The 23774-nt window shown below is 44.0% G+C and carries 20 protein-coding genes; 7 read left to right on the plus strand and 13 right to left on the minus strand.

Annotation, left to right across the window (positions count from 1 at the left end; all coding sequences use genetic code 11):
* Positions 1–10: 10 nt before the first annotated feature.
* From vmeI to pspA, 6 genes are all read right to left on the minus strand, one after another.
* Positions 11–3115: an efflux RND transporter permease subunit VmeI gene (gene vmeI / locus AK966_RS00695; RefSeq protein ID WP_119463348.1), complete on the minus strand. Its 3105-nt coding sequence runs from the start codon at positions 3113–3115 to the stop codon at positions 11–13.
* Positions 3112–4197 (minus strand): efflux RND transporter periplasmic adaptor subunit, encoded by a 1086-nt coding sequence (locus AK966_RS00700; protein WP_119463349.1) that lies wholly within the window; start codon positions 4195–4197, stop codon positions 3112–3114. The genes vmeI and AK966_RS00700 overlap by 4 nt, the downstream gene beginning before the upstream one ends.
* 1 nt (position 4198) lies before the next feature.
* On the minus strand, positions 4199–5230 hold the full coding sequence (locus tag AK966_RS00705) for an efflux RND transporter periplasmic adaptor subunit (protein WP_119463350.1): 1032 nt from the start codon (positions 5228–5230) through the stop codon (positions 4199–4201).
* Between the two features lie 266 nt (positions 5231–5496).
* Positions 5497–5886, minus strand: coding sequence for an envelope stress response membrane protein PspC (gene pspC, locus AK966_RS00710; RefSeq protein ID WP_099080589.1), 390 nt, complete (start codon positions 5884–5886; stop codon positions 5497–5499).
* A complete protein-coding gene (pspB, locus tag AK966_RS00715) occupies positions 5879–6112 on the minus strand; it encodes an envelope stress response membrane protein PspB (RefSeq protein WP_099080588.1) in 234 nt (77 codons plus the stop codon). Before pspB ends, pspC begins: the two co-directional genes overlap by 8 nt.
* A gap of 14 nt (positions 6113–6126) precedes the next feature.
* Entirely contained in the window at positions 6127–6798 is a 672-nt protein-coding gene (gene pspA / locus AK966_RS00720; RefSeq protein WP_099080587.1) for a phage shock protein PspA, read from the minus strand.
* Positions 6799–7032: 234 nt separating this feature from the next.
* Between pspA and pspF the strand changes: the two genes are divergently transcribed.
* The 6 genes from pspF to AK966_RS00750 all read left to right on the plus strand — a co-directional run bounded on the left by pspF (position 7033) and on the right by AK966_RS00750 (position 13519).
* The gene (gene pspF / locus AK966_RS00725) at positions 7033–8043 is read left to right on the plus strand and encodes a phage shock protein operon transcriptional activator (RefSeq protein ID WP_119463351.1); all 1011 of its coding nucleotides are present in this window, start codon (positions 7033–7035) and stop codon (positions 8041–8043) included.
* A 246-nt stretch (positions 8044–8289) separates the two neighbouring features.
* Complete coding sequence (locus AK966_RS00730) at positions 8290–9909, plus strand: ABC transporter substrate-binding protein (protein ID WP_099080585.1); 1620 nt, start codon at positions 8290–8292, stop codon at positions 9907–9909.
* Positions 9909–10871 (plus strand): ABC transporter permease subunit, encoded by a 963-nt coding sequence (locus AK966_RS00735; RefSeq protein ID WP_099080584.1) that lies wholly within the window; start codon positions 9909–9911, stop codon positions 10869–10871. Before AK966_RS00730 ends, AK966_RS00735 begins: the two co-directional genes overlap by 1 nt.
* Positions 10858–11745: a putrescine export ABC transporter permease SapC gene (sapC, locus tag AK966_RS00740; RefSeq protein WP_119463352.1), complete on the plus strand. Its 888-nt coding sequence runs from the start codon at positions 10858–10860 to the stop codon at positions 11743–11745. Before AK966_RS00735 ends, sapC begins: the two co-directional genes overlap by 14 nt.
* Entirely contained in the window at positions 11745–12740 is a 996-nt protein-coding gene (locus tag AK966_RS00745; RefSeq protein WP_099080582.1) for an oligopeptide/dipeptide ABC transporter ATP-binding protein, read from the plus strand. Before sapC ends, AK966_RS00745 begins: the two co-directional genes overlap by 1 nt.
* A complete protein-coding gene (locus AK966_RS00750) occupies positions 12737–13519 on the plus strand; it encodes an ATP-binding cassette domain-containing protein (RefSeq protein ID WP_099080581.1) in 783 nt (260 codons plus the stop codon). The genes AK966_RS00745 and AK966_RS00750 overlap by 4 nt, the downstream gene beginning before the upstream one ends.
* A 56-nt stretch (positions 13520–13575) precedes the next feature.
* On the opposite strand, the gene AK966_RS00755 is transcribed toward AK966_RS00750, so the two are convergent.
* The 6 genes from AK966_RS00755 to torE all read right to left on the minus strand — a co-directional run bounded on the left by AK966_RS00755 (position 13576) and on the right by torE (position 20983).
* On the minus strand, positions 13576–13965 hold the full coding sequence (locus tag AK966_RS00755) for a DUF2750 domain-containing protein (RefSeq protein WP_099080580.1): 390 nt from the start codon (positions 13963–13965) through the stop codon (positions 13576–13578).
* A 74-nt stretch (positions 13966–14039) separates the two neighbouring features.
* Positions 14040–14945, minus strand: a complete 906-nt coding sequence (locus AK966_RS00760; protein ID WP_119463353.1) for a manganese-dependent inorganic pyrophosphatase — start codon at positions 14943–14945, stop codon at positions 14040–14042.
* Between the two features lie 197 nt (positions 14946–15142).
* Positions 15143–16882, minus strand: a complete 1740-nt coding sequence (locus tag AK966_RS00765; RefSeq protein WP_099080578.1) for a glycoside hydrolase family 36 protein — start codon at positions 16880–16882, stop codon at positions 15143–15145.
* A 194-nt stretch (positions 16883–17076) separates the two neighbouring features.
* A complete protein-coding gene (gene torA / locus AK966_RS00770) occupies positions 17077–19539 on the minus strand; it encodes a trimethylamine-N-oxide reductase TorA (protein ID WP_119463354.1) in 2463 nt (820 codons plus the stop codon).
* Between the two features lie 29 nt (positions 19540–19568).
* Positions 19569–20753 (minus strand): pentaheme c-type cytochrome TorC, encoded by a 1185-nt coding sequence (gene torC, locus AK966_RS00775; protein WP_119463355.1) that lies wholly within the window; start codon positions 20751–20753, stop codon positions 19569–19571.
* A gap of 50 nt (positions 20754–20803) precedes the next feature.
* A complete protein-coding gene (gene torE / locus AK966_RS00780; protein ID WP_005450728.1) occupies positions 20804–20983 on the minus strand; it encodes a trimethylamine N-oxide reductase system protein TorE in 180 nt (59 codons plus the stop codon).
* A gap of 461 nt (positions 20984–21444) precedes the next feature.
* Here torE and AK966_RS00785 point away from each other — a divergent pair, with 461 nt between their 5' ends.
* Positions 21445–22239, plus strand: coding sequence for an ABC transporter permease (locus tag AK966_RS00785; RefSeq protein ID WP_099080575.1), 795 nt, complete (start codon positions 21445–21447; stop codon positions 22237–22239).
* Between the two features lie 438 nt (positions 22240–22677).
* Here the strand turns inward: AK966_RS00785 and focA are convergent, their stop codons facing one another.
* Positions 22678–23538: a formate transporter FocA gene (gene focA, locus AK966_RS00790; RefSeq protein WP_099080593.1), complete on the minus strand. Its 861-nt coding sequence runs from the start codon at positions 23536–23538 to the stop codon at positions 22678–22680.
* Between the last annotated feature and the right edge of the window lie 236 nt (positions 23539–23774).

The raw sequence follows: 23774 nt of genomic DNA on the forward strand, positions 1-23774 counted from the left end.
TTGGGAGTTTTTACTTTGGCACTGCCACTTTGTGGAAAAGACGATACAACACGGGTACGACAATAAGCGTCAGAACCGTCGCGAAACCTAAACCAAACATGATGGTTACCGCCATGGGTTTGAAGAAAATATCAGGTAGAAGTGGAATCATACCAAGAATTGTCGTGATCGCAGCCATACAAACAGGACGGACACGACTAACTGCTGCGTCGACCACCGCACTGTAAGCTTCTTTTCCTGACTTGATTTCAATCTCAATCTGGTCCAGCAATACAATACCGTTTTTCAACACCATACCAGACAAACTCAAGAAACCAAGTAACGCCATAAAGCCAAATGGTGTGTTCAATGCGAGTAGGCCTATCGTAACACCAATCAGTGCAAGCGGGACCGTTAACCAAACAATCAATGGCTCTTTCAAAGAATTAAATAGGAACACCGTAATCAAGAACATGAATAGGTAGCCCATTGGCATCGTCGTAAATAGCGACGCTTGCGCATCTCCCGAAGACTCGTACTCTCCCCCCCACTCTAGTGAGTAGCCAGGCGGTAACTCGATAGCTTCGATTTGAGTTTGCAAACGCTTCTGTAACGTCGACGCGGTTTCTTCACCCAATAAGTCAGGGTCAGCCATGATTGTGAGTATGCGTTTACGATTCTTACGTACGATAATCGGGTCTTCCCAGCGCATGTCGTAGCCCATAGTCACTTGTTGTAACGGAATGAACTCCGTTTGTGCCGGGCTCCAAATTTTCATACCTTCAATGTTTCGAATATCAATTCGTTCGTCTTCGGGCAAACGAGCGACAATTGGCATCAACGTGGTGCCATCACGATATAGACCGATAGTCATACCAGAGAAAGACATCGACAAGAAGTCGTCAACATCAGACTTAGTAATACCGTAGCGACGCGCCTGACTTTCATTAAACTGAGGTTCCAACACCTGAGTTCGTTCACGCCAATCATGGCGAATATTTGTCGCACCAGGATCGGCATACATGATATCCATCACTTGTGCAGCGATAGTTCGCAATACCGTCGGATCAGAACCAATGATGCGCGCTTCGATTTTTGCACCACCACCAGGTCCCAATTCTATCTGTTTCAACTTGTAATTTATCTCTGGATAATTCGCTTTTATATGCTCTCGAAAACGCTGCATAAGTGGCGCCAACGCTTCATAGTTGTTTACTCGAGTCGTGATCTCACCATAAGCGGCATAACTCTTCTCAGGTGCATAAGTAAGCATGAAACGTTGCAAACCTTTACCAGCGGTGGTGGTGATATGTTCTACGTTATCTTGCTCTGACAACCAGTGTTCGAGCTCTTTAAGCTTATCATTCGTCGCTCGAATATCAGTGCCTTCGGGCAGCCACATATCCAATTGGAAAATTGGCGTAGTAGATGACGGAAAAAACGATTGTTTAACATGAGTAAAGCCATAAACACTCGCGGCCAGACCTGCAACTAAAACCAAAACCGTAATCCATGCACGACGCATGCAAAATTCTAAGAATTTCTTATACATCATGAAGATAATTCCGTTATACGGATCATTATCTTTGCCTTCACTACTTTTTATTTTTTGCCCTTTGAAGAAAATATCAGCAAAGAATGGCGTCAATGAGATCGCAGTAAACCAACTCAGCATTAGAGAGATCAGCAATACTGTAAACAAAGTGCCACAGTATTCACCGGTTGCATCTTCTGATAAGCCGATCGGAGCAAAAGCGGTTACCGCAATCACCGTGGCACCAAGTAGCGGCCACTTAGTTTGCGTCACGATATCGGTCGCGGCTTGCAGCCTCGTTCGCCCTTTTTGGGTACCGATCAGTATCCCTTCCACCACAACGATGGCGTTATCCACCAGCATACCCAAAGCGATAACTAAAGCGCCAAGTGATATTCGTTGTAAATCTATCGCCAAATACTTCATGAAAATGAAAGTACCAAGCACGGTCAATAGCAGAATGAGGCCAATTAGCAGACCAGATCGAAGTCCCATGAAGAACAGCAATACAATGATGACAATCCCAACTGCTTGCGCCAAGCTAACAACGAAGCCGCTGACGGATTTGTCGACCTCTTTGGGTTGACTGTAAATCTCAGAAATTTGTACGCCTACTGGTTGCTGGTATTTGAGTTCAGCTAAGCGGCGATCAAAGGCTTTGCCCACTTCCACCACGTTCACACCTTGGGAAAATGAAACACCGACATTCAGCGCTAGGCTGCCGTTAAAATTAATAATATTGCTCGGTACTTCGACATAACCACGCTTAATATCTGCGACATCTTTAAGGAAGATCAGTCCTTGTGCCCCTGATTCGGTGATTAATAAATCTCCCAACTCATTGACACTCTGAAATTCCCCCGTCGGTTGAATCCGAATGTACTCGTCGCCAATTCGAATCGCACCTGCATTGGAAACTACATTTTGCGTAGACAATAAGTTGAAAACCGTATTTGGAGAAAGACCAATGCTGCTGAGTTTTTTCATTGAAATTTCAATGAAAACTTGCTCTTGCTGCTCACCAGAAACTGATACTTTGCTTACGCCATCAACAAGTTCTAGTTCTCGCCTAAGATAATCAACATAATCCAGTAATTCTTTGTAGCTGTAACCATCGCCAGTGACTGCCAGTAAGATGCCATATACATCACCAAAGTCATCAATCACTTGGGGCGTATTTACCCCCGGAGGCAAGGTGCCTTGTAAGTCGTTCACCTTACGACGCAGCTCATCCCAAATTTGAGGTAAGTCGTTTGGACCATAGTTATTCTTCATCGTTACTGTAATTTGAGACAAACCACGGCTAGATATCGAATTTACCTCGTCAACATAAGTCAGTTGTTGAATCGCCTTCTCGATCGGATAGGTCACTTCCTCCTCTACCTGTTGCGGAGTTGCGCCTGGATAAGACGTTACAATCATCGCATCTTTGATTGTAAAGGCCGGATCTTCTAAGCGACCTAAGCCAAAGAAAGAGGCGACACCCCCAATCAAAAAGATCAGAGCCACCATCCAACTAATGACTCGATTACGAATGAAATACGCGGCGATACCCGTTATGTTTTCGTCATCTTGCGGCGTAGTGTGATTATTTTCACTCATTGGCTTACCTCCTGCTTAACCACGTCTACTTTCATGCCCTCTCTTAAACGAGATATCCCTGCCACGACGACTTTATCATTGAGTTTTAAGCCATCAAGAATCTGAATTGACGTTCTTGATGCTTTGCCTACCAGAACTTGCTTACGGCTAACGGTACTATCATCATTAAGAACCCAAACAAACTTATTTTTACGGCCTAACTCATCTCCGTCAGCGTTAAAAATAGCCTCAATTGGTACGTCAATACCGACGTTCAACTCTAAACCTACGTTTTCATCTTTAGATGTCACCTCAACAGCCATACCATCGAGTATGTATTCTTGCTCAGGCATCGGTAACGAGAGCGTCACGGTAAAAGTACCCGTCGAGGGATCTGGCTCGGTGGTAAATTCTTTTATGCTCGCACTATATTCATTGCCACTTGGAACACGTACCATGGCATTAATTGCAGTGAGCGCCTCTTCTTTTTTGGGTTGCCTTACATAAATTCTGTCAGGAAGCTGAATCAATACTTCTACCCGATTTACGCTATGGATATTTACAATATATTGACCGACTTGTATATTTTCATGCTGCTCCGCATTTACTCGAGAAATAATTCCATCCACTGGCGCTTTGAGCGTAGTAAAAGACAAATGCAATTTTGCTAAGTCAAGCTCTGCCAAGGCAATTTGTCTCTGTGCGGCAATCTCATCAAATTGAGACTTTGCCAATAGTCCTTTTTCGACTAACGGACTTGAGCGGCGATATTGGCTATCAATAACCGAAAACCTTGCCGTGGCATTGTCGACAGCGAGTTGATAATCCGTTGGGTCAAGCGTTGCGATCACGTCCCCTTTTTGTACTCTATCCCCTTCTCTGACCAATACGCGACTGATCTCCCCAGCGACGCGAAAACTCAGGTGAGAACGGTCTGCTGCATTAGCAACGGCAGGAAAGTACAAGTTATCATTCACTTTTTTTCCTTCCAGTGACACCACACGTACGAGGGGGGTATCGAGCGCTCTTTCTGGAGCCGGATCACCACACCCGGCAAGCAATAGAACAGAGCACAGACTTGTTAAAGTAACGGTTCCTTTCATTTTACAATCCTCGTTCTTTAATCCATTCTCGCACTTTGATACCAGGTTCAATCGCGTTGACGCCGGAAATAATGATTTGATCACCGTCCTCTAATCCCTCAATTACTTGCTGTTTCTCGTTTAACGTCACCACTGCTTTCTCAATAAGGCCTTGGTCATTAACGCGCCATACATACGTTTTACCCTCCTGCTCAAATAATGCAGAGTCAGGGATCTTAGTTGCACTCGCATTTGCAGAGACCAGATGTGCAGTACCTGACATACCAGGAAGAATACCAATGTCTTCTGGGCGCGCCATTACCATTGTCACCTTGTAACTTCCGGTTTTAGGATCGGCTTCGGTGTCTATTTCTTGAAAAGTAAGTTCAAAAGCTTGTTCGGGAAACGCATCAAATGTCATGGATGCAGAAGCATCTGCACCTTGAGAAAAACGGGTCAACAAATGGTCAGGCAACTGAAAAATAACTTTCAACACCTGGTTTGTTTGAATGTTCATGACCCCTGCTTTCGCAGCCACATATTCATGATTTTCGGCAGGTAGGTAAGAGATCGTACCATCATAAGGGGCGACTAGTTTGGTGTACCTTAAGTGCGCTTTTGCTTGGTCCCATTGTGCTTTAGCTGAATTATGGTTTGCTTTGGCGCGATCAAAATCTTGTTCAGAAACCACTTTGTCTTTACTGAGTTTCTTATAACGTTTGTATTGAACATCTGCGAGCATGAAATTTGCTCTGGCTTGCCTTTCAAGGAGGGTATATTCGTCGGGATTGAGCGTGGCTAACACATCCCCTTTATTGACGGCTTGCCCAGCGTTTACGTCAATAGATTGAAGTAAACCTGGAACACGGAAAGCCAACACGGCTCGATCTCCAGCTTCTGTTGTAGCAGGAAATTGGCGTTCAAACTGGGCGTTGCCAACAGAGACGGTAAAGAGCTTGGCAGGGCGAGACTCGGGTTCAGGGACCGGAGGGAGCTCTTTACCACATCCAACCAATATCGTGATTGCGGCAATAGGAATGAGCGCTTTTCTCATTTGAATTCATCCATTTATCCTTTATTTATTACCCTAAAGGTAGATGAATTAAATTCATACTTCCATAACAATTGCAGTTAATTTACTTACAAATTAGACATTTGTAAAAAAAAGCAGACCAACGTCTGCTTTATTACAATCAAGATATTAGGGTCTGTTTATCTTTCGCGGTTACATTTTGTTCGGAGGGGGACGCCTAGCTCGAACCCTTTGGGCAGCGTTTGTTGGTTATTTCCACTGCGTTATCGGCCTTTCATGTAGGCTAACTACAGTTTATTAAACTCTCGGTTAACTCGATATGTATCTGATGTCACGTAAGCTTCCATCATACGGATTTTGCTATCGAGCTGTGCGAAATCACTTTCAAGTACGCAGAGAAGCTGATCAGGACTTTGCCCTCTTTGCCAAGGCTTACTTTTCAGAGTGTGCTCTTGCCGAGACTTAATATTCTCTGTGTACGTGACAGGTTCCTTCTCTAGCATGAAGGTCATCGCCACGTAAGCAAGTAATACTAAAAACGTTCCCCCCAACAAAGCCGCAGAAATCACAACAATCCGAATCAACCAAACTTCCGCACCAAAGTAATTTGCAATTCCGGCGCACACGCCAGAAATTTTGCCATTCACTGGATCTCGATACAGCTCTCGTTTACTCATATTTACGTCTCCACGTTGGTGATTCTGCGTCTAAAATACGCTCCAATGTTTCAACTCGAGACTGCATTGAGTCGGCTTTTTCAGACAGTGCCTGAAGGCGATCTAGATCTTGGCTCGACAGCGCACTATCTGCTTTGCGCTTGCTGCGATAGTGTAAGAAGAGCCATAGTGGAGCGACAAAGATTAAAAAGACAATCAATGGTCCAGTAATAAAAAATGTCGACATAAATGGCCCCTCTCCTATTTATCGTTCGATGACATCTGTTCTTTCAGTTTTGCCAACTCTTTTTCAATTTCATCTTGTGCTTGCAGCTCAGCAAACTCTTGATCTAGTGACTTAGCATTACCTGTTTTAGCATACAAATCGGCTTCTGCTTCCATTTCATCAATTTTTCGTGAATATTGATCAAATTTTGCCATCGCTTCACTCGTGCGACTTGCGTGCAAGTGTTTTTGGACATCTCTGCGATTCGATGCGGTTTGATTACGGATAGAAAGTGCTTGTTGTTTTGCACGAGTCTCAGCAATTTTATTCTCTAACTTCCCAATCTCACCTGTCAACTTCGTGATGGTCTCTTCAACTAGAGTTTGCTCAGTGTGGAGGCCTTTAATCACTTGCTCAAGCTTCTGCTTTTCGATCAAGGCTGCGCGTGCCAAGTCTTCGCGTTCTTTTACCAAAGCAAGGCTTGCCTTGTGTCCCCACTCAGTGATTTGGTCTTCCAGTGCTTCAACCTTACGTGCCAACTCTTTTTTGTCTGCAATCGCTTTAGCCGAGTTAGTACGTACTTCTACAAGTGTATCTTCCATTTCTTGAATAATAAGACGGATCATTTTTTCAGGATCTTCCGCCTTGTCTAGCAATGCACTGATGTTTGAGTTAACGATATCTGCAAAACGAGAAAAAATACCCATAACGGAACTCCTCTTTTTTTCCTATTTAAACTCGACAAGGTGGTAATTTACCTTGCGTCTCCCTTTACATATAACAAGTTACGTGCCAACTTTACTTATCTTTTTAAAACAATAACTTAAGTATGTTGTTGTTGTTGTACACCGATATGCTATGATGTTTTTTACCAACAGTTGGTAAATTTCACCAACTTCAATACGGTAACTTATGGCCAGATAGAAAATAAGAAGGACTTTATGAAGCAAAACCTCATTGGTGAATCGCCCGCTTTTCTTGGCGCATTAGATAAAGTATCGCAGCTCGCGCCAATCGAACGCCCGGTGCTTATCATAGGAGAACGAGGAACGGGTAAAGAACTTATCGCACAACGTTTACACTATTTATCAAAACGTTGGGATAAACCACTGCTTTCCCTGAACTGTGCCACATTGAGCGAAGGTTTGATTGATTCAGAACTTTTTGGTCACGAGTCCGGATCCTTCACAGGTTCGAAGGGAAAACACAAAGGACGTTTCGAGCGCGCAGAAGGTGGCACGCTGTTTCTTGATGAATTAGCGACCGCTCCGCTATTGGTCCAAGAAAAATTATTGCGCGTTATTGAATATGGTGAATACGAACGTGTTGGAGGGCACACAGCCCTGACTGCGGATGTGCGTCTGGTCTGTGCAACCAATGCCGATCTGCCACAATTGGCCAAACAAGGAGACTTTCGCGCAGACTTACTTGATCGTTTAGCCTTTGACGTCATTATGCTTCCTCCTTTACGTGAGCGTAAAGAAGACATTCTTTCCCTCGCTCAGCACTACGCGATCAAAATGTGCCGAGAGTTACAATTGGAATACTTTGTTGGCTTTACAGAACGAGCCCAGCAATCACTGCTGGATTACGAATGGCCGGGTAACGTTCGAGAACTAAAGAATGTCGTTGAGCGTGCCATCTATCAACATGGGCTAAACGCAGATCCAATCGATCGTTTAATCTTCAACCCATTTGAAACACATTGGGACAACGCTCTCGGGCACACTGCGGAAAGAGAAGACCTAGAGCAAGAAAGCACACCGCAAATCACGCCTATTTGCTTCCCGTTAGATTACAAACAATGGCAAGAAGAGCAAGACATCAACCTACTCACCCAAGCGCTAGAAGAGGCGAAATTTAACCAACGTCAAGCGGCGGAGCTTCTGGGACTTAGCTATCACCAATTACGAGGTATGGTAAGAAAGTACTGTTTAGTAGGACAGAGTTAACCCATATATTTCCATACTCGCTAAAATGAGAAAAGCTATGCTTCACTTAACACAGAGAAGTAATTAAGGGGCAAATTTGGTCAACGTAGGCAATTGATGCGCTAATTTGATCTAACACCATGCGTCGCAAAGATTTTATGTTTGGAGCGAGTTGCTAAAGATGATAAATTAGCGGGATCATTTTCGCTTGTCACTCCATCGATTTATCTCTGCGGTACAAGCAAGATCCAATGACCATTTCATATTATGAAAGCTTTTATAAGACTATCGCTGAGCCTTATCGGTATTAGCTTACTCACCGCTTGTGGTGAAGAAATCGATCACAATGATATTCGTGAGAATAGATTTGTGTTTTGTGGGCACGGCAAACCAAGTACGTTTAATCCTCAACTGATTGACAGTGGCATTACGGCTGAAGCCCTGAGCCCACAGTTGTACGATACGCTGCTAACGCTCGATCCTGAATCTCATCAACCAACCGCAAATCTTGCCGAAAGCTGGACTGTCAACCAAGCTGGCACTGAGTACACGTTCAAACTAAAGCGCGGCGTGCACTTTCAAACCACGCCTTGGTTTAAGCCAACGCGAACATTAAGCGCCCAAGATGTGGTATTCAGCTTTAAGCGAATCATTGATGTAGACCATCCATTTCATAATGTCGGTGGTGGTTTTTATCCATGGTTTTCCAGCTTGGACTTCCAAACCTTGCTGCTCGATGTTATCGCGATAGATGACAACACAGTGAAGTTTATTCTGGCTCAACCAAATTTCGCATTTTTGTCTAACATCGCCACCAGTCATGCTGTCGTGCTTTCATCGGAATACGGAACGCAACTCATTGCACAAGATGAAAAATCAAAGATTGACCAATTGCCGATAGGTACAGGGCCTTTTAAATTAAAAGAGTATCAAGCGAACGATTTAATTCGTTTAGAGCGCCACTCAGGTTATTGGAAATCAGCTGCGAAAATGAAGCAAGTCGTGTTTGATATATCACACCGTGGTACGGGTACACTTGCAAAATTACTTAGGAATGAGTGCGATGTGTTGACCTCTCCTATCTCTAGTCAGATTCCAATTATTAATGAAAGCGAACAACTTGAGCTAGATGCCACTCCGGCGAATAATGTCTCTTTTATTGCGATTAACACCAGTCACCCAGCCCTTCGGGATGCGCGTGTCCGTCAGGCATTGAATCTGGCCATTAACCGCCAAAATATTCTAGATTCGGTTTACTATGGAACAGGGACCCAAGCTTATACCCTATTGCCACCTAACTCTTGGGCATATCAAAAAGACAGCATAAAAATCCGCTATGATCGTAACTATGCGTTAGCATTGCTGCGAGAAGCTGGCTATGGAAAAGGACTGCAACTCACCATTTGGGTACCATTAGAGCCACGAGCCTTTAATCCAAGTCCTCGTAAAACGGCCGAGTTGATCCAATCAAATTTTGCTGACATTGGTGTTCAACTCCAAATACTTACTGACGACCGTTTCGAGCGAATCCAACTTGAATCAATAAATGATGCTGATTTACTGCTAACGGGGTGGATTGGTGATACTGGCGATCCTGATAACTTTTTCCGTCCGTTACTTTCTTGCGAATCAGAACGCATTGGCTTAAATGTTTCGATGTGGTGCAACGAAGACTTCGACTTTTTGTTGGATCTGGCGTTAGAAACACAAGAACCACGTTATCGTTTAAACCTGTATCGCCAAGCACAAAATATTCTAAATGAGGAATTTCCTGTTATTCCATTAGCTCACGGCGTGCAATTTCGCGTTCACAATAAGTCGTTAAAAGGTTTTAAATCAAGCCCTTTCAATGCACAACCATTTGATAACGTTGAGAGAATACACTGATGTTTGGGTACGCAATTCGACGATTTAATTTATTTTTCATCACCTTATTGATCCTCACTCTAGTGGGGTTCTCTCTCTTACGTTTAGATCCCACCTCTCACTGGGCGAACGTGGCATTTTGGTCTGGTTGGAATAGCTACCTAATAGAGCTTTCTAGACTCAACTTTGGATTGAGTAAAAGTGGCATCCCTATTTATGAAGAACTCGCGCTTGTATTTCCTGCGACATTAGAACTGTGCTTTTTCGCTTTTGTTATCTCACTACTTGTCGGTATCCCACTGGGTACTATTGCAGGGATGAAACAAGGTAAATGGTTAGATACCAGTATTTCATTCGTATCGATGTCGGGTTACTCCGCTCCTATTTTCTGGGTAGCCCTAATGCTGATCATGGTATTTTCCCTGCAATATCACCTATTCCCCGTCGCTGGACGCTACGATCTACTGTACGAAATTGACCACGTAACAGGCTTTGCCATCATTGATGCTTTTATGTCGAAGGGTGAATACCGAGCTCATGCCCTACAAAGTGTTATCGAGCATATGATGCTACCGTGTTTGGTGCTTGCACTCACACCAACAACGCAAGTTATTGGCATGATGCGCGCATCGGTTGCTGAGGTAATGAGTCAAAACTATATTCGTGCTGCACGTATCAAAGGTTTGTCCAACCGAGAAATCGTGATGCAGCATGTACTACGCAACGCGATTCCGCCGATCGTTCCCAAAGTTGGAGTTCAGCTTTCTAGTATGATCACGTTAGCCATCATTACTGAATCAATTTTCAACTGGCCAGGTATTGGTCGTTGGCTTTTAGACGCACTGTCAAATCAAGATTACGCGTCCATCCAAGCTGGTGTTATGGTATTGGCCACGCTCGTATTAACCGCCAACATTCTTTCGGATCTGATTGGTGCCATGATTAATCCGCTAGTAAGAAAGGAATGGTATGCTAACAAATAACATTTATCAGGAAGAGCGCATTCCCACTCAATTCGAGCGATTCTGGCGAAGTTACCGTGTAAACAGTTTGGCTATGTTTGGGCTTTGGTGCCTCATTTTGATTCTTTTCGTCACGATATTTGCCCCCCTACTTGCACCATACGATCCCCAAGCACAATCGGGCGAACTCCTTGTACCGCCATCTTGGGCACCTGCAGGCACGGTTGACTACTTTTTAGGAACTGATGATTTAGGGCGAGATATCCTCTCTCGCTTAATTACAGGCTCACAACTGACTTTTGGTGCGGCAGTGATTATTACTGCGATTGCCGCTTTGATTGGCTGTGTGATTGGTGTCCTAGCAGGTATGACCCGAGGTCTGCTTTCAAGTATTTTAAACCACCTTCTCGATACCGTGATGTCGATACCATCACTATTACTGGCGATCATTTTCGTCGCTTTCCTTGGCTTTAGTGAGTTTAATATCTTGTTGGCAATTTGCTTGGCCTTGATACCCCGGTTTATTCGTTCCGTTTATATTGCTGTACACACTGAGGTAGAAAAAGACTACATAATGGCCGCGCGTTTAGATGGTGCGAACGACTTCTACTTATTGTGGAACTCGATTCTACCCAATATTCTGACGGTCATTGCCGCAGAAATAACCTTGGCTTTATCTATGGCCATTTTGGATATCACTGCGCTTGGCTTCCTCGGCCTAGGCGCTCAAACACCAAGTACTGAGTGGGGCGCAATTTTGGGTGACTCTGTGGAACTCATTTACATTGCCCCTTGGACCGTCACCTTGCCAGGTCTAACCATAATGTTTACTGTCGTTGTCCTAAACTTAGTAGGTGAAGGTGTACGTCAAGCGCTTAATGCGGGGATCGAATAATGCCATTATTAGATATTCGACACTTAACCATTGAAATCGAAACACCACAGGGTTTAGTGAAAGCGGTAGATCGCATGAGCATCACTCTAAACGAAGGTGAGATCCGTGGTTTAGTGGGAGAATCTGGGTCCGGTAAGAGTCTCGTCGCAAAAGCCATTGTCGGCGTTTGCAAAGAAAATTGGAAAGTTAGTGCAGACCGAATGCGTCTTGGTAATATCGATCTCCTTCAGTTAACTCCGAAAGAGCGTCGACGTGTAATTGCGCGCGATATCGCTATGATTTTTCAAGAGCCCTCTACATGTTTAGATCCCTCCGAACAAGTGGGTAAACAGCTAATCGAATCAATCCCTTCGCGCGCTTTTGAAGGCAAATGGTGGGAACGCTTCAAGTGGCGTAAAAAACAAGCTATAGCCCTACTGCATAAAGTTGGGATAAAAGATCATAAACGTTTGATGGCAAGCTACCCTTACGAGCTTACCGATGGAGAGTGCCAAAAGGTAATGATTGCCATGGCGATTGCTACCAAGCCAAAAATCTTGATCGCAGATGAGCCCACCAACGACCTTGATCCGATTACTCAATCACAGATCCTGCGTCTACTTAGCCGAATGAACCAGCTAAACAACACCACGATTGTACTGATCGGTCACGATTTAACGACCATTACCCAATGGGCGACTCGAATTACCGTCATGTACTGCGGTCAGTCGGTTGAATCAGCAAACACAGCCAAAATCATTAAGGCTCCGAAGCATCCGTATACCTCTGCTTTACTTAAAGCGATGCCTGATTTTAATGATTGGATCCCACACAAGCAAAAACTGCAATCACTCCCAGGGTCTATCCCTCCATTGCAGCATCTGCCTATTGGCTGTCGTTTAGGCCCTCGTTGTCCTTATGCTCAAAAGCAGTGCGTAGAGATCCCACACACTAGACACATTAAAAGCCATAAGTTTAGCTGCCACTTTCCACTTAATACGGAGAAACATTCATGAGTGCGTTGCTTGAAGTCGATAACCTATCGAAGCTATTTGTCACGCGCTCCGGACTGTTTAAGCGCAAGATTAAAGAGGCAGTTAAGCCCGTTAGTTTTACTTTGGAACCTGGGCAAACTATCGGCTTTATTGGCCAGAATGGTTCAGGAAAATCAACCCTTGCGCGTATGTTGGCAGGCGTGGTTGAACCTAGTTCCGGAGAAATTCGAGTGAACGGTGAACGTTTAGAACACAAAGATTACTCAACACGTTGTAAGCTTATCCGCATGATTTTTCAAGATCCTAATACCTCGTTGAATCCACGCATTCAAATCGGTCGTATTTTGGAAGGACCTCTAAAGCGAAACACCAGCATGCCACCAGATGCGCGCATAAAACGGGTGAAGGATACTTTACTACGAGTCGGATTACTGCCTGAACACGCCTACTTCTATCCCCAAATGCTTGCTGCCGGTCAAAAGCAGCGCGTATGTTTGGCTCGTGCATTAATACTTCAACCATCGATTATCGTGGCCGATGAAGCGCTAAATGGTTTGGATATGGCGATGCGTTCACAGATCATCAACCTGTTCTTAGAACTGCAAGAAGAAATGGGCTTGTCATTTGTCTACGTATCTCAGCACATTGGTATTGTAAAGCACATCACAGATAAAGTGATGGTCATGCATGAAGGGGAGGTGGTGGAGTTTGGTGAGACGAACCAAGTTTTAACCAACCCGCAGCACCCGATCACACAACGCTTAGTTAATAGCCACTTTTACAAAGCGCCAACCCATTAGTATAGGTAAGCATTAGAAACGAAGAAGCCTGCAACATCGCAGGCTTTTTTTAGAACCTAGCGACGGCTTGCTTGTTTTCGCAGTTCAAAGTCAAACTCGTCCGGAAACAGCACTACGCCTTCTTCACTCTGGTTTGGGAAAATCACAACAGACAGCTCATCGTCCTCTAGACCTGAAGTCCAGCGACTGTGCCATTTGTTCAAAGAGATAGCTTCTGGCTGACACTCTTCCCAGTCGCCTGTCGCCCATTGCTGTGCAAACTCTTCGTTTGGCCACACTGGTACACAATCGTCATCTTCTGTGTTTAGCATCACGCAGCCGTGCTCATCTTTCAGAATCCACACCTTGCGGTTAGCTACAATCTCTTTCACACAGTATTTCAAGCGCTGCTCTTCGTTGTAGCGATTGATGGTGTCCATTTGCTCTTGGGTTAACGCTTCAGACATATTCATCTCCTATTCCCATAGAAAAATGCCCACCTATTGGCGGGCATTTACAGTATACGTTGGTAATAATGAAATTACACAAGCTCAGTTTGAAGCCAAGGCCAACCTTGCTTCTTACGGCTTAGTGTATTTTCCATCATTAGCATGCCGTCTTTCTCGTGCTTAACAAGTTTCTCAGCCCACTCACCTTTGTAAAGAAGACGAGTTTGAGCTGTAGTGATATCTGTTAGCATCACAGCAGCAAACGCTAGGTCGTCGTTTGCACAACGTACTTCAAGATCAGCTTCTAGTGCTTCGATCATGCCGTCAACTTGATCAAGAGTCGCAAGTTCAACCTGACCAACGACCACATCACGTCCGTTGAACGGGTAACCTTTAAGGTCTTTTTCAACAAGCTCAGCCGCTGATAGACCTTCAATGTTTGTCTTAGCAATTAGAAGATCTTTAGTGAATGCATCAACGTCTTGTACATCTGCGATAGCCGCTAGCTCAGCAACAGCATCTTTGTCTTTTTGAGTACAAGTTGGAGAAGCGAAACCTACTGTGTCAGAAAGGATAGCTGACATCATTAGCTTAGCGATTTGAGGCTTGATCTCGTGACCTTCAATTTTAAACATGTTGAATAGTACTGTGTTAGTACAGCCAACAGGCCAGATCCATGCTTCCATTGGGTTCACTGTCATCACGTCACCTAGACGGTGGTGGTCAACGATACCCGCGATTTCAGCTTCAGCGATGTCGTCTGGTGCTTGCGCTAGATCTGAGTAGTCTACTAGCCAAACAGTTTCGCCAGCAACTGAAGTACGCAGCTCAGGAACTTCTGCGCCAGCTACTTCTAGGATGTGCTGAGTTTCACGGTTAATTTCGCCCTGGCGAATTGGCATTGCTTCAACGCCACGCGCCTTTAGAAGTTCAGTTGCAACTAGTGCACTACAAATACTATCACTGTCTGGGTTCTTATGACCTACAACTAGAATCATGTTTCTTCCTATTCAAGTCAATTTGATGGCTTCCTAATAGGGTGAATTGCATAGTGAATTACACCGAGGAAGCGAGTTTGCTCACAAAGGTCGATACTTTACCTGATTTGGAGGAGTTTGACACGAAGAAAAGTAAACGTCACCGATTGTAAGGAATGTGGTACCTTTAAACGATACCACATTACGCCACTTCAAATTTACGCCGTCACGATCGCTCTGGCGTTTAACCCTTTATCAACACTGATTAACAGCAATTTACATGGTTCTTGGTTCAGTTTTTCACCTGTCCAAAAATCGTACCAATCTGTCGGCTGCTCAGCGATTAAGGTAAACTCTGTTGCGTCATTGTTCCCATAGTTAAATAAACAATGCAGATCATTCTTAGCAGTTAACGACAAAAACGCATGGTTCAGGCTTAATGCTGTGAACTTAGCTGCTTCTTGATTACGCCGCTGACGCAGCATCAGCTTAGATAGGGTTTTGCTTGCGAAAGGCGTAACTTCTGGTAATGGGTCACCTGAAAGCAACAAACCACCACAGGCCAGAAGTGCATTACGATGAAAATGATAATCTTCTCGTGAGGCAGCTTGATTCGGCAAGGAGACCAGTGTCACGCAATCTGGATCAATTTGCCACAGCTTACGATGTTGCCAGCTACGGAAAAAGGTTTCTTTGGCGATTTGCTCAAAACGGTGGTTATGACGCTCTACATCATCAGAAACACGCATCGCATCGACTAAGCCCAACGATGGCCACATTGGCGCATTACAGCCCAATAGCCAGGCATCCCCTGCCCCCTTAGCGATAGCTTCCATTCCCATACGGTAAGCTTCTACGCCAGTAACACCAGATTGACTACGCTTACCTTTTAGCGTGCCCCAGTAGTTTGCATCGAGTTTAAACAGCTCAACCCCCCACTCATCTCTCATCACAGACACAACGTGTGTGAGATGATCTTGAACTTCAGGATTTGAAGTATCAAGAATATACCAAGGCGTACATCGCCAGCCACTATATGTTACGTCTTCTGCTTTAAGTAATGAACCATCTTCATGTCGAACGAACCAATCTGGATGTGTCCTGAAGATCTCAGACTCAGGTTGAGCGATAAAAGGAGCCATCCAAATAGCGGGCTTTTTACCTTTTGTACGGATGTTCTGAATCAGCTCTTTCACCCCACCTGAAAACTTGTCAGATGGTGTTAACCAATCACCCATAAATACTTGGTAGCCATCATCTAGAAGAACCCATTCCAGATCTGCAAGGCTATCTTGCATACACTCAACGTTTTCTAGGACGTTATTTTCGGTCACCTCTGCATAATACGCATACCAAGAACACCAACCAATTGGCGCATCTTGAGTTACACCTTTACGTACTGGATGATGCGCTGTAATCATCTCACTGTACTCTTGATACAGGTGATACAACGAGTGACCACGCAAAACGGCTACCGACTCAAGCGTGTTGTTCTCCCACTCTGACACTTGCGTCTGTTCTCCGTCAATCGCTGCCGAAAGTACCCAATCTTCACCGATCTTCTGAACTTCAAAATAACCAGCAAAGCGACGACACGTGGTAAATCCAAACAAGGTATACCCTGATGCATCTTCAACAACCAAATAGTTGTAGTAACGCTTCGGCGCATGTGCAGGATAGATGCGATAAGCAGCGTTGTTGTCTGGACAACGGCCAATATCGATGGGTTGAGAAATGGTACCCGAGGTTTGGGCTAGCATTTGAAAACCGTCACCAATAACGGTTGCGCCATGCTCATAAAGGAAAGGCATTTCGAACAACACTTCACGGTTAGTGAAGGTTTTGTTGTGCACACCTGCAAACGAAAAGTGTGCTTGGTTACCAACCACTTCGATCTGGAGATCATGATCGAGTAACGTAATTTCGGTATTATTGGCAAATTGAAAGGTTTGCGCCATTGAGAATCTACTCACTATTATGATGTTGTTTTCTTCATTATCCTCCGCTTCTGTAATCCAATTCGTTATGAACATCACGAATCTATATTTGGTGATAGCAAACAACTCGGTTATTGAGAGAATTCTCATAAAGATTTTAGCTAAAAAAATACCAGCCCGAAGGCTGGTATTTCGTTTAAAACTTAGTAGGCAAATTATGCAACTTCAATTGGACCACCGAATGACGTCACTGGTGGAACTTTGCCAGTGAATTTCTCGAAGTCTACGATACAGGTGTTCGCAGAAGTCGCCTGAGCAAGCTCAGATGTACCAATATCCAATGTTAGTGTGTTTGGATCGCCATAAGTATCAATAGCGCCGACTTTTGCATTCAGAGGACCATACCATGCACCTTCTTGGATACGAACCACGCCACGTGGATAGTTGTCAGTAAGTACAGCACCAGCAAGAAGCTGACCACGATCGTTGAATACGCGTACCAAATCACCATCTTTGACGCCTTTTTCTTTGGCATCAAGAGGGTTGATGTATACCGGCTCACGGCCTTGAACTGTGTAAGTTGCACGAAACTCATCCGATTCACACATCTGAGAGTGCAAGCGCTTATCCGGGTGGCAAGATTGTAGCCAGAACGGATGCTTATCTGAACCAGGACCACCGTGTGAACGTTCGGTCTTTTCGAACCACATTGGGTATTCCTGACAGTGTTCGTAACCGTAACGACCGATCTTACGCGATGTAATCTCGATAAACCCAGAAGGTGTACCCAGTGGGTTAATTTCTGGATCTTCACGGAAGTCCGCATGGCGAACCCACGGCTTACCTTCACCAAAGTCGAGTACGCTCTGCTCCCAGAACTCCGCAAATTCTGGCATTTCAAACTTACCTTCGTTCGCTTTCTTACATTCGTTGTACAGGCTTTGGATCCACTCCATTTCGCTCATACCACGCGTGTATTCGTCACGACGGCCAAAGCGTTGAGTCAGTTCACTCATGATTTGGAAGTCTGGCTTAGATTGGAACAGAGGATCCACTAAGCGGTGCATTGCGATCAGACCTTTGTTCGAGTATGAACCGTAAACGTCGATATCGTTACGTTCCCACTGAGTACATGCCGGAAGCACGATGTCAGAGAAACGACATGTAGCAGTCCAAGCGAACTCAATCGTTACCACTGTTTGAAGCTTCTGGAATGCTTGCTTCATACGGTTACGATCTTGGTGATGACTCCACGGGTTACAACCCGAGATAACCATCATCTTGAAGTCAGGAAGTTTTACTTTACCACCGTTGTAACGGATCTCTTTACCTGGTTCCATCAAACAGTCGATCCAACGCGCTACTGGGATAGTGCGGCTGTAACCATTAAAGTCGTTGTTATCCCACTTCGGCTTCATACCTGTATCTAGGTTACGAGGGAAACCACCAGGGCCCGCGAAACCAGTCGAAGGAACACCGATACTTGAGTAGTGATGACCGTAAGAGATACCACCGCCAGGCAGACCAATCTGACCAACCATGGCAGCCAAAACTGCTGCTGCCCAGTATGGTTGTTCACCGTGCTCTTGACGCTGAATACACCACCCCATCAGGATTTGAGTACGACCGTTAACCAGCATGCGCGCGAATTCACGTATTTTATCCGCTTTAACGCCACAAATCTCTGCTGCCCACTCAGGCGTTTTAACGACTTTGTCTTTTGTCTCACCCTGAACGTACTTAATAAAGTCTTCAAAGCCTAGACAGTAAGTTTCGATAAACTTCTTATCGTATAGGTCTTCGTTGTACAGCACGTGCGCTACAGCAAGCATAAATGCTACGTCTGTTAACGGGTTGATGTAAAGGTGGTCAGTGTTCAGGTAGTTTTGCGTTTTGTTTTTAACCGGATCGACTGAGATTGCGTTGATCTCACCTTTCGCGATTTTTTCCTTCAATTGCTCTAAATATGCATAAGATTGGTGCGTTTCACAGTTCCAACCGACTTGGAGGTTTTTCACAGGATCATTAGCCCAGATAACAATATTATCTGCATGTTCCAAAATTTCAGACCAAGACGTGCCTTGTGCGTAAACTTCTGTTGAGCCAAGTATGTAAGGTAAAATGGTTTGACCTGCACCTGTCGAATAATCGCCGACTTTAGTGATGAAGTTGCCATGCATACCTACTGCGCGCTGCATGTGTGCCGTACAGTTGTTGAACGAACCCGTTTGGTTCCAGCCCGTCTGACCAGCATGTAGAGCCCATGGACCGTAATCTTTCTGAACACGTTCTAGCTCTCGGTAAAACAAGTCTAATGCTTCGTCCCAAGTCACACGGATGAAACGGTTGTTACCGCGCGTTTCTGCGCTGTACTTGTGTTTTTTCAACCAATCTAGACGAACCATTGGGTAACGAACACGTGATGGGCTGTAAATAATACCCTTGATGCCGTTTAACATTTCTGTTGGGTTCTTATCCAACTCTAGCGGTTTGATCTCTTGAACTTTACCTGCGTAAATATGGGCGCGGAATGCGCCCCAGTGAGAACCTGTTACTTTCCAAGTACCCGTGCTCTCTGCAGCACTAGCAGAAGCTGACGCTAACAGGCTAGGACCGATTACTGACGCTGCACTCGTTGTTGCTACGCCCTTAAGAAAACTTCTTCGTGTAATTGCCATCTAAAATTACTCCATCCGACGCGTATGTATTAATGGTGGCCTTCAGCAAAATCTGAAGAGTGCATCTGTAGATATTTCAAGATCAGTGCTTCACTGTCTGTATCTAGGTTAACGAACGCAAGCATACCGTCGAACATTCCAGGCCAAGTATTCGCATCGAAGTGCGCTTCAGCTGGTTGAGTGTGACATACTGAACAGTTTGTTTTGTATGCTTCTTGTGATTTTTCCCATACAGGCGTGATGTCGTTCAGCATAGATTCTTTCCTAATCCATACTTTCGCTGCCACTTTTTCCCAAGGAAGACCAGTCAGCTCATCCACTTTTTTCTCGCCAATAGTCACTACGTTGGTGTCTGTTGATGCATCTTTAAGTAGAGATGCAACTGCAATGTTCTTACCAAAATCAGCTTGAATTACACGACCAAAGCCTTTCGCTTTACGCCAGCCATCAATTTCGATTTCTGCGAAGTCGCCTTTATCAGCAATCACTTTCACGGTAGAGGCTGGGTTAAGAAGGCCTGCTTCTTTCTCGCCTTTGTCGTCGAAGTAAATTGGAAGGTGACGAACACTCACTAACGTTTGACCAACATCATAATTGGTGTTTGAAGCAAGAGCTTCTAGATCGCCAACAATACCGCCGATACTATCCATACCTGCAGGTAGGTTATGCGCGATACCTTTGTGACAATCCACACAGCTTTGATCTTTTTCTGCCGCTTGCTTCATTTGGATACGAGCAGTTGGAGACATTTGCTCGAAATCCATTGAATCATAGTTGTGGCAATCTTTACATTCTTGAGATTTGTTTGCAGAGAAACGATCCCATTCATGTTTTGCAAGTTCAATACGGCGTTCTTCAAAAACACCAGGTTCATCATAATTGCCGAAAATTTGTGCATAAACTTCTTTAGAAGCCTGCATCTTACGTGCAATTTTATCTGTCCAGTTATGTGGAACGTGACAATCAGGGCAAGTAGCACGAACACCAGAGTGGTTTTTCCAGTGAACCGTGTCTTGCAGTTCAACATACACGTTGTCACGCATTGTGTGGCAGCTTATACAGAATTCTTCCGTGTTGGTCGCTTCCAGAGCAGTGTTAAAACCACCCCAGAAAATCACACCAGCGATGAAACCGCCCATAGTCAGCACACCTAGGCTGATATGAACTGCCGGGCGCGTCATCGTACGCCACAGTTTAATGATTAATGATTTCATTATTTGCTCTCTTAAAATCTTTTCAAAAGTGTGGAAATGAGCTCAGTGGCTTACATGCCATGCGCACCAGGAGGCCCAAAGAAGAACACTTGCAGTGCCCAAACAATAAATCCGTAACCACCTACGAATGCCACACTTAGGATAGGAAAGAGAACAACCGCAATGAAGAGGAATGATTTCCACTCCAATGAGCGTTTTTCACCACTCTCAATTTTATTAACATCACTCATACATTTGCCTATTTTGTATCTAGTGTCATGAAAAGCCCACGCTAGCAAGCTTAAGTTTTTTACAATCTCTATTGGAAAATGTTAGACCATACTGATACTAAGGTTCAATTAAATCCGACCCTTCAAGCCTTGTTATTCAGTACTTTTTTGAGTTCATCCAAAGATGTGTTTGATTGATATTTCTTATTAACAAATGTTAATAAATGTGAAAATATAAGTCTTTTGCAGCCTTGTTAAAGATACAACACTTTCTCAACTTTGATTACATTGCAGTGGATTTTTTCGGGCCTCTAAATCGTTCTTTTTTCATCCAAACACAAACATATGTAATCAAAATGCTTCTGCAATGTAGCAATTACACTATAATTTCTCTGGCCGGAATTTATGAAATATCAAACCTTAGTAGTTCAGAAGCCAAACACAATCCATTATGATTTAGTGCATTGATTTAAGGAGGCTTTATGAATTCAGTAGTAGATATTGCATGGCTAGAACTCCTGCTTTTCAGTTCAATTCTATTGATTCCACTCGCCATTAACGTTCGCTATAAACTCGGGATTGCGAAAACAACGGCCATCAGTGTGATTCGCATGACCTTACAGCTCGTACTTGTTGGCATGTACTTAGAATATCTATTTCAGCTTAACAGTCTTCTTATTAACACATTATGGCTTGCGGTCATGATCGTGGTCGGTGCAAGCTCAATTATCGACAAAACAAACTTACCCAAATATCCGTTAATGCTTCCTCTAATTACGGCTTTAACGCTAAGTCTTCTGCCACTACTAATGATAACCACCATAGGGTTAATTAGACCTGAGCCCTTTTACAATGCCCAATACATTATCCCCCTTGCTGGCATGCTGCTAGGCAATAGCTTAAGCAGCAATATTGTTGCTCTACAAAACCTCTTCAGTGCTTTTGAACAACGTAAAAGTGAATACGAAGCTGCCATTTCCCTTGGTGCGACACCTAAGTATGCTTCCTTTCCCTTTGTTCAAGAGGCAATAAGAAAGTCTCTTGCACCAATACTCGCCTCCATGGCAACAACGGGCTTAGTCACCCTTCCCGGAATGATGACCGGACAAATTCTTGCTGGATCAAATCCTATGATTGCCATCAAATATCAACTGATCATCATGTTAGCCATTTTCGTCATGCTTTGCGTTTCAGTTGTGATTTGCCTCGAGATGACGCTGCATTATGTGCAGACCAAAGAAGGTCGAATAAAAGTGACGTTTATCAACAAAAATTAGCTTCTAAGCTGAACAAGAACTGAACACATAAGTCACTTATTTTATGAAATTTTCTCTGTTGAAAAAGATACTCACGATCTTTGAGACAGGTTATCCACAGAAAATGTGGATAACCATAAGAAGAGAGAGGCAACCAAAATCATAGTGGTTCAATTTGGTGCGTAATTTTTAGACATCAATCCGTCATGAATTGAACATTTACTCGCCATTTTTATGCTCTAGTCTCTATGTTAAGCACATAGGGAGCACTCAGTTATGAATAATATACTTAGCGTAGAAATGAGCTCAAAAGCCTCAGAGAATTCACTATTAGACTGGCGAATACAAGAGCCCGATCAGGTTACTCACCTTTGGATTCCAAGAGATGTTGGTGTCAATGAAGAATTGGAGTGACGGAATAAAACAAAGGCAAGCTCATTGGCTTGCCTTTGTTGAAAATTATTTCAGGTATTTGTCTTCATCACGCAGGTAGATCATCCAGTACCACATGCCAACAAAAACACCACCACCGATGATATTACCCAGTGTTACTGGCAACAGGTTATTCAATAGGAAACCTGTCATGTTCAAATCCGCGTAATTCGCAATATCTGCACCAGTGATTGTCCAGAACGCTTCTGGTGCAAAGTATTTAATACCAATCGCCATCGGAACCTGGAACATGTTCGCAATACAGTGTTCAAAACCTGCTGATACAAACATTGCAACTGGCAGAATCATTACTGCAATCTTGTCGGTTAGCGTACGACCACTGAATGTCATCCAAACGGCAATACAAACCAAAACGTTACACATTATACCCAATGCAACCGCTTGAATAAAACCATGATGCAATTTGTGCTGAGAAATCGCCATTGCATTTAAGCCTACTTGCCCGTTATCGAACATGTATTGCTTGGTTAGCAACATACACACTACAAGTAAAATCGCACCGACCATGTTACCAAAGTAAACAACAAACCAGTTCTTAACCAACGTTTGCCATGAAATTTTGCCACTGGCGCGGGCGACCAGAGTTAAAACTGAACTTGTGAACAGCTCGCCGCCTGTTACAACGACCAGAATAAGACCAAGACTAAAAGCCAGACCACCAATTAGGCGGGTGATGCCCCATGGTAAATCACCGGCTCCTGTTGTTACCGTGGTAAAGAAAATGAAAGCGATACCAATATGGATACCAGCAGAAATAGCCAGCAGAAAAGACTTCATTGGAGCTTTAGTCGCTTTGCCCACCCCCACTTCGGCCGCACGTTCAGCTGCCTGTGGTGGTAATAGAGAATCAAACTGATTGAAGTTCATAAAAGTGTAACATTTCGCAACAATTAACAAGGCGCGGATAATCGCTCCATTTCTAGACTTTTTCAAGGGCTATTTTCATGTTTACGAAAAATGTTGTTGATGTAAGTGCAATAGATAAAACTAAACCATGGGTTATTATCTTAATCATCACCAGTATTTAGTTAAAACGTTTACCACCGAATAAAGTTTCTGCTGTCTATGGTGTCGATAGCGCGGTAGTTAACACTTCTCATGCT

The sequence above is a fragment of the Vibrio sp. PID23_8 genome (assembly GCF_003584965.1).
Classification (GTDB): Bacteria; Pseudomonadota; Gammaproteobacteria; order Enterobacterales; family Vibrionaceae; genus Vibrio.

Coding starts and splice junctions, on each gene's coding strand:
- vmeI (WP_119463348.1), bottom strand. CDS start 3,115: ATGAGTGAAAATAATCACACTACGCCGCAAGATGACGAAAACATAACG.
- AK966_RS00700 (WP_119463349.1), bottom strand. CDS start 4,197: ATGAAAGGAACCGTTACTTTAACAAGTCTGTGCTCTGTTCTATTGCTT.
- AK966_RS00705 (WP_119463350.1), bottom strand. CDS start 5,230: ATGAGAAAAGCGCTCATTCCTATTGCCGCAATCACGATATTGGTTGGA.
- pspC (WP_099080589.1), bottom strand. CDS start 5,886: ATGAGTAAACGAGAGCTGTATCGAGATCCAGTGAATGGCAAAATTTCT.
- pspB (WP_099080588.1), bottom strand. CDS start 6,112: ATGTCGACATTTTTTATTACTGGACCATTGATTGTCTTTTTAATCTTT.
- pspA (WP_099080587.1), bottom strand. CDS start 6,798: ATGGGTATTTTTTCTCGTTTTGCAGATATCGTTAACTCAAACATCAGT.
- pspF (WP_119463351.1), top strand. CDS start 7,033: ATGAAGCAAAACCTCATTGGTGAATCGCCCGCTTTTCTTGGCGCATTA.
- AK966_RS00730 (WP_099080585.1), top strand. CDS start 8,290: ATGAAAGCTTTTATAAGACTATCGCTGAGCCTTATCGGTATTAGCTTA.
- AK966_RS00735 (WP_099080584.1), top strand. CDS start 9,909: ATGTTTGGGTACGCAATTCGACGATTTAATTTATTTTTCATCACCTTA.
- sapC (WP_119463352.1), top strand. CDS start 10,858: ATGCTAACAAATAACATTTATCAGGAAGAGCGCATTCCCACTCAATTC.
- AK966_RS00745 (WP_099080582.1), top strand. CDS start 11,745: ATGCCATTATTAGATATTCGACACTTAACCATTGAAATCGAAACACCA.
- AK966_RS00750 (WP_099080581.1), top strand. CDS start 12,737: ATGAGTGCGTTGCTTGAAGTCGATAACCTATCGAAGCTATTTGTCACG.
- AK966_RS00755 (WP_099080580.1), bottom strand. CDS start 13,965: ATGTCTGAAGCGTTAACCCAAGAGCAAATGGACACCATCAATCGCTAC.
- AK966_RS00760 (WP_119463353.1), bottom strand. CDS start 14,945: ATGATTCTAGTTGTAGGTCATAAGAACCCAGACAGTGATAGTATTTGT.
- AK966_RS00765 (WP_099080578.1), bottom strand. CDS start 16,882: ATGGCGCAAACCTTTCAATTTGCCAATAATACCGAAATTACGTTACTC.
- torA (WP_119463354.1), bottom strand. CDS start 19,539: ATGGCAATTACACGAAGAAGTTTTCTTAAGGGCGTAGCAACAACGAGT.
- torC (WP_119463355.1), bottom strand. CDS start 20,753: ATGAAATCATTAATCATTAAACTGTGGCGTACGATGACGCGCCCGGCA.
- torE (WP_005450728.1), bottom strand. CDS start 20,983: ATGAGTGATGTTAATAAAATTGAGAGTGGTGAAAAACGCTCATTGGAG.
- AK966_RS00785 (WP_099080575.1), top strand. CDS start 21,445: ATGAATTCAGTAGTAGATATTGCATGGCTAGAACTCCTGCTTTTCAGT.
- focA (WP_099080593.1), bottom strand. CDS start 23,538: ATGAACTTCAATCAGTTTGATTCTCTATTACCACCACAGGCAGCTGAA.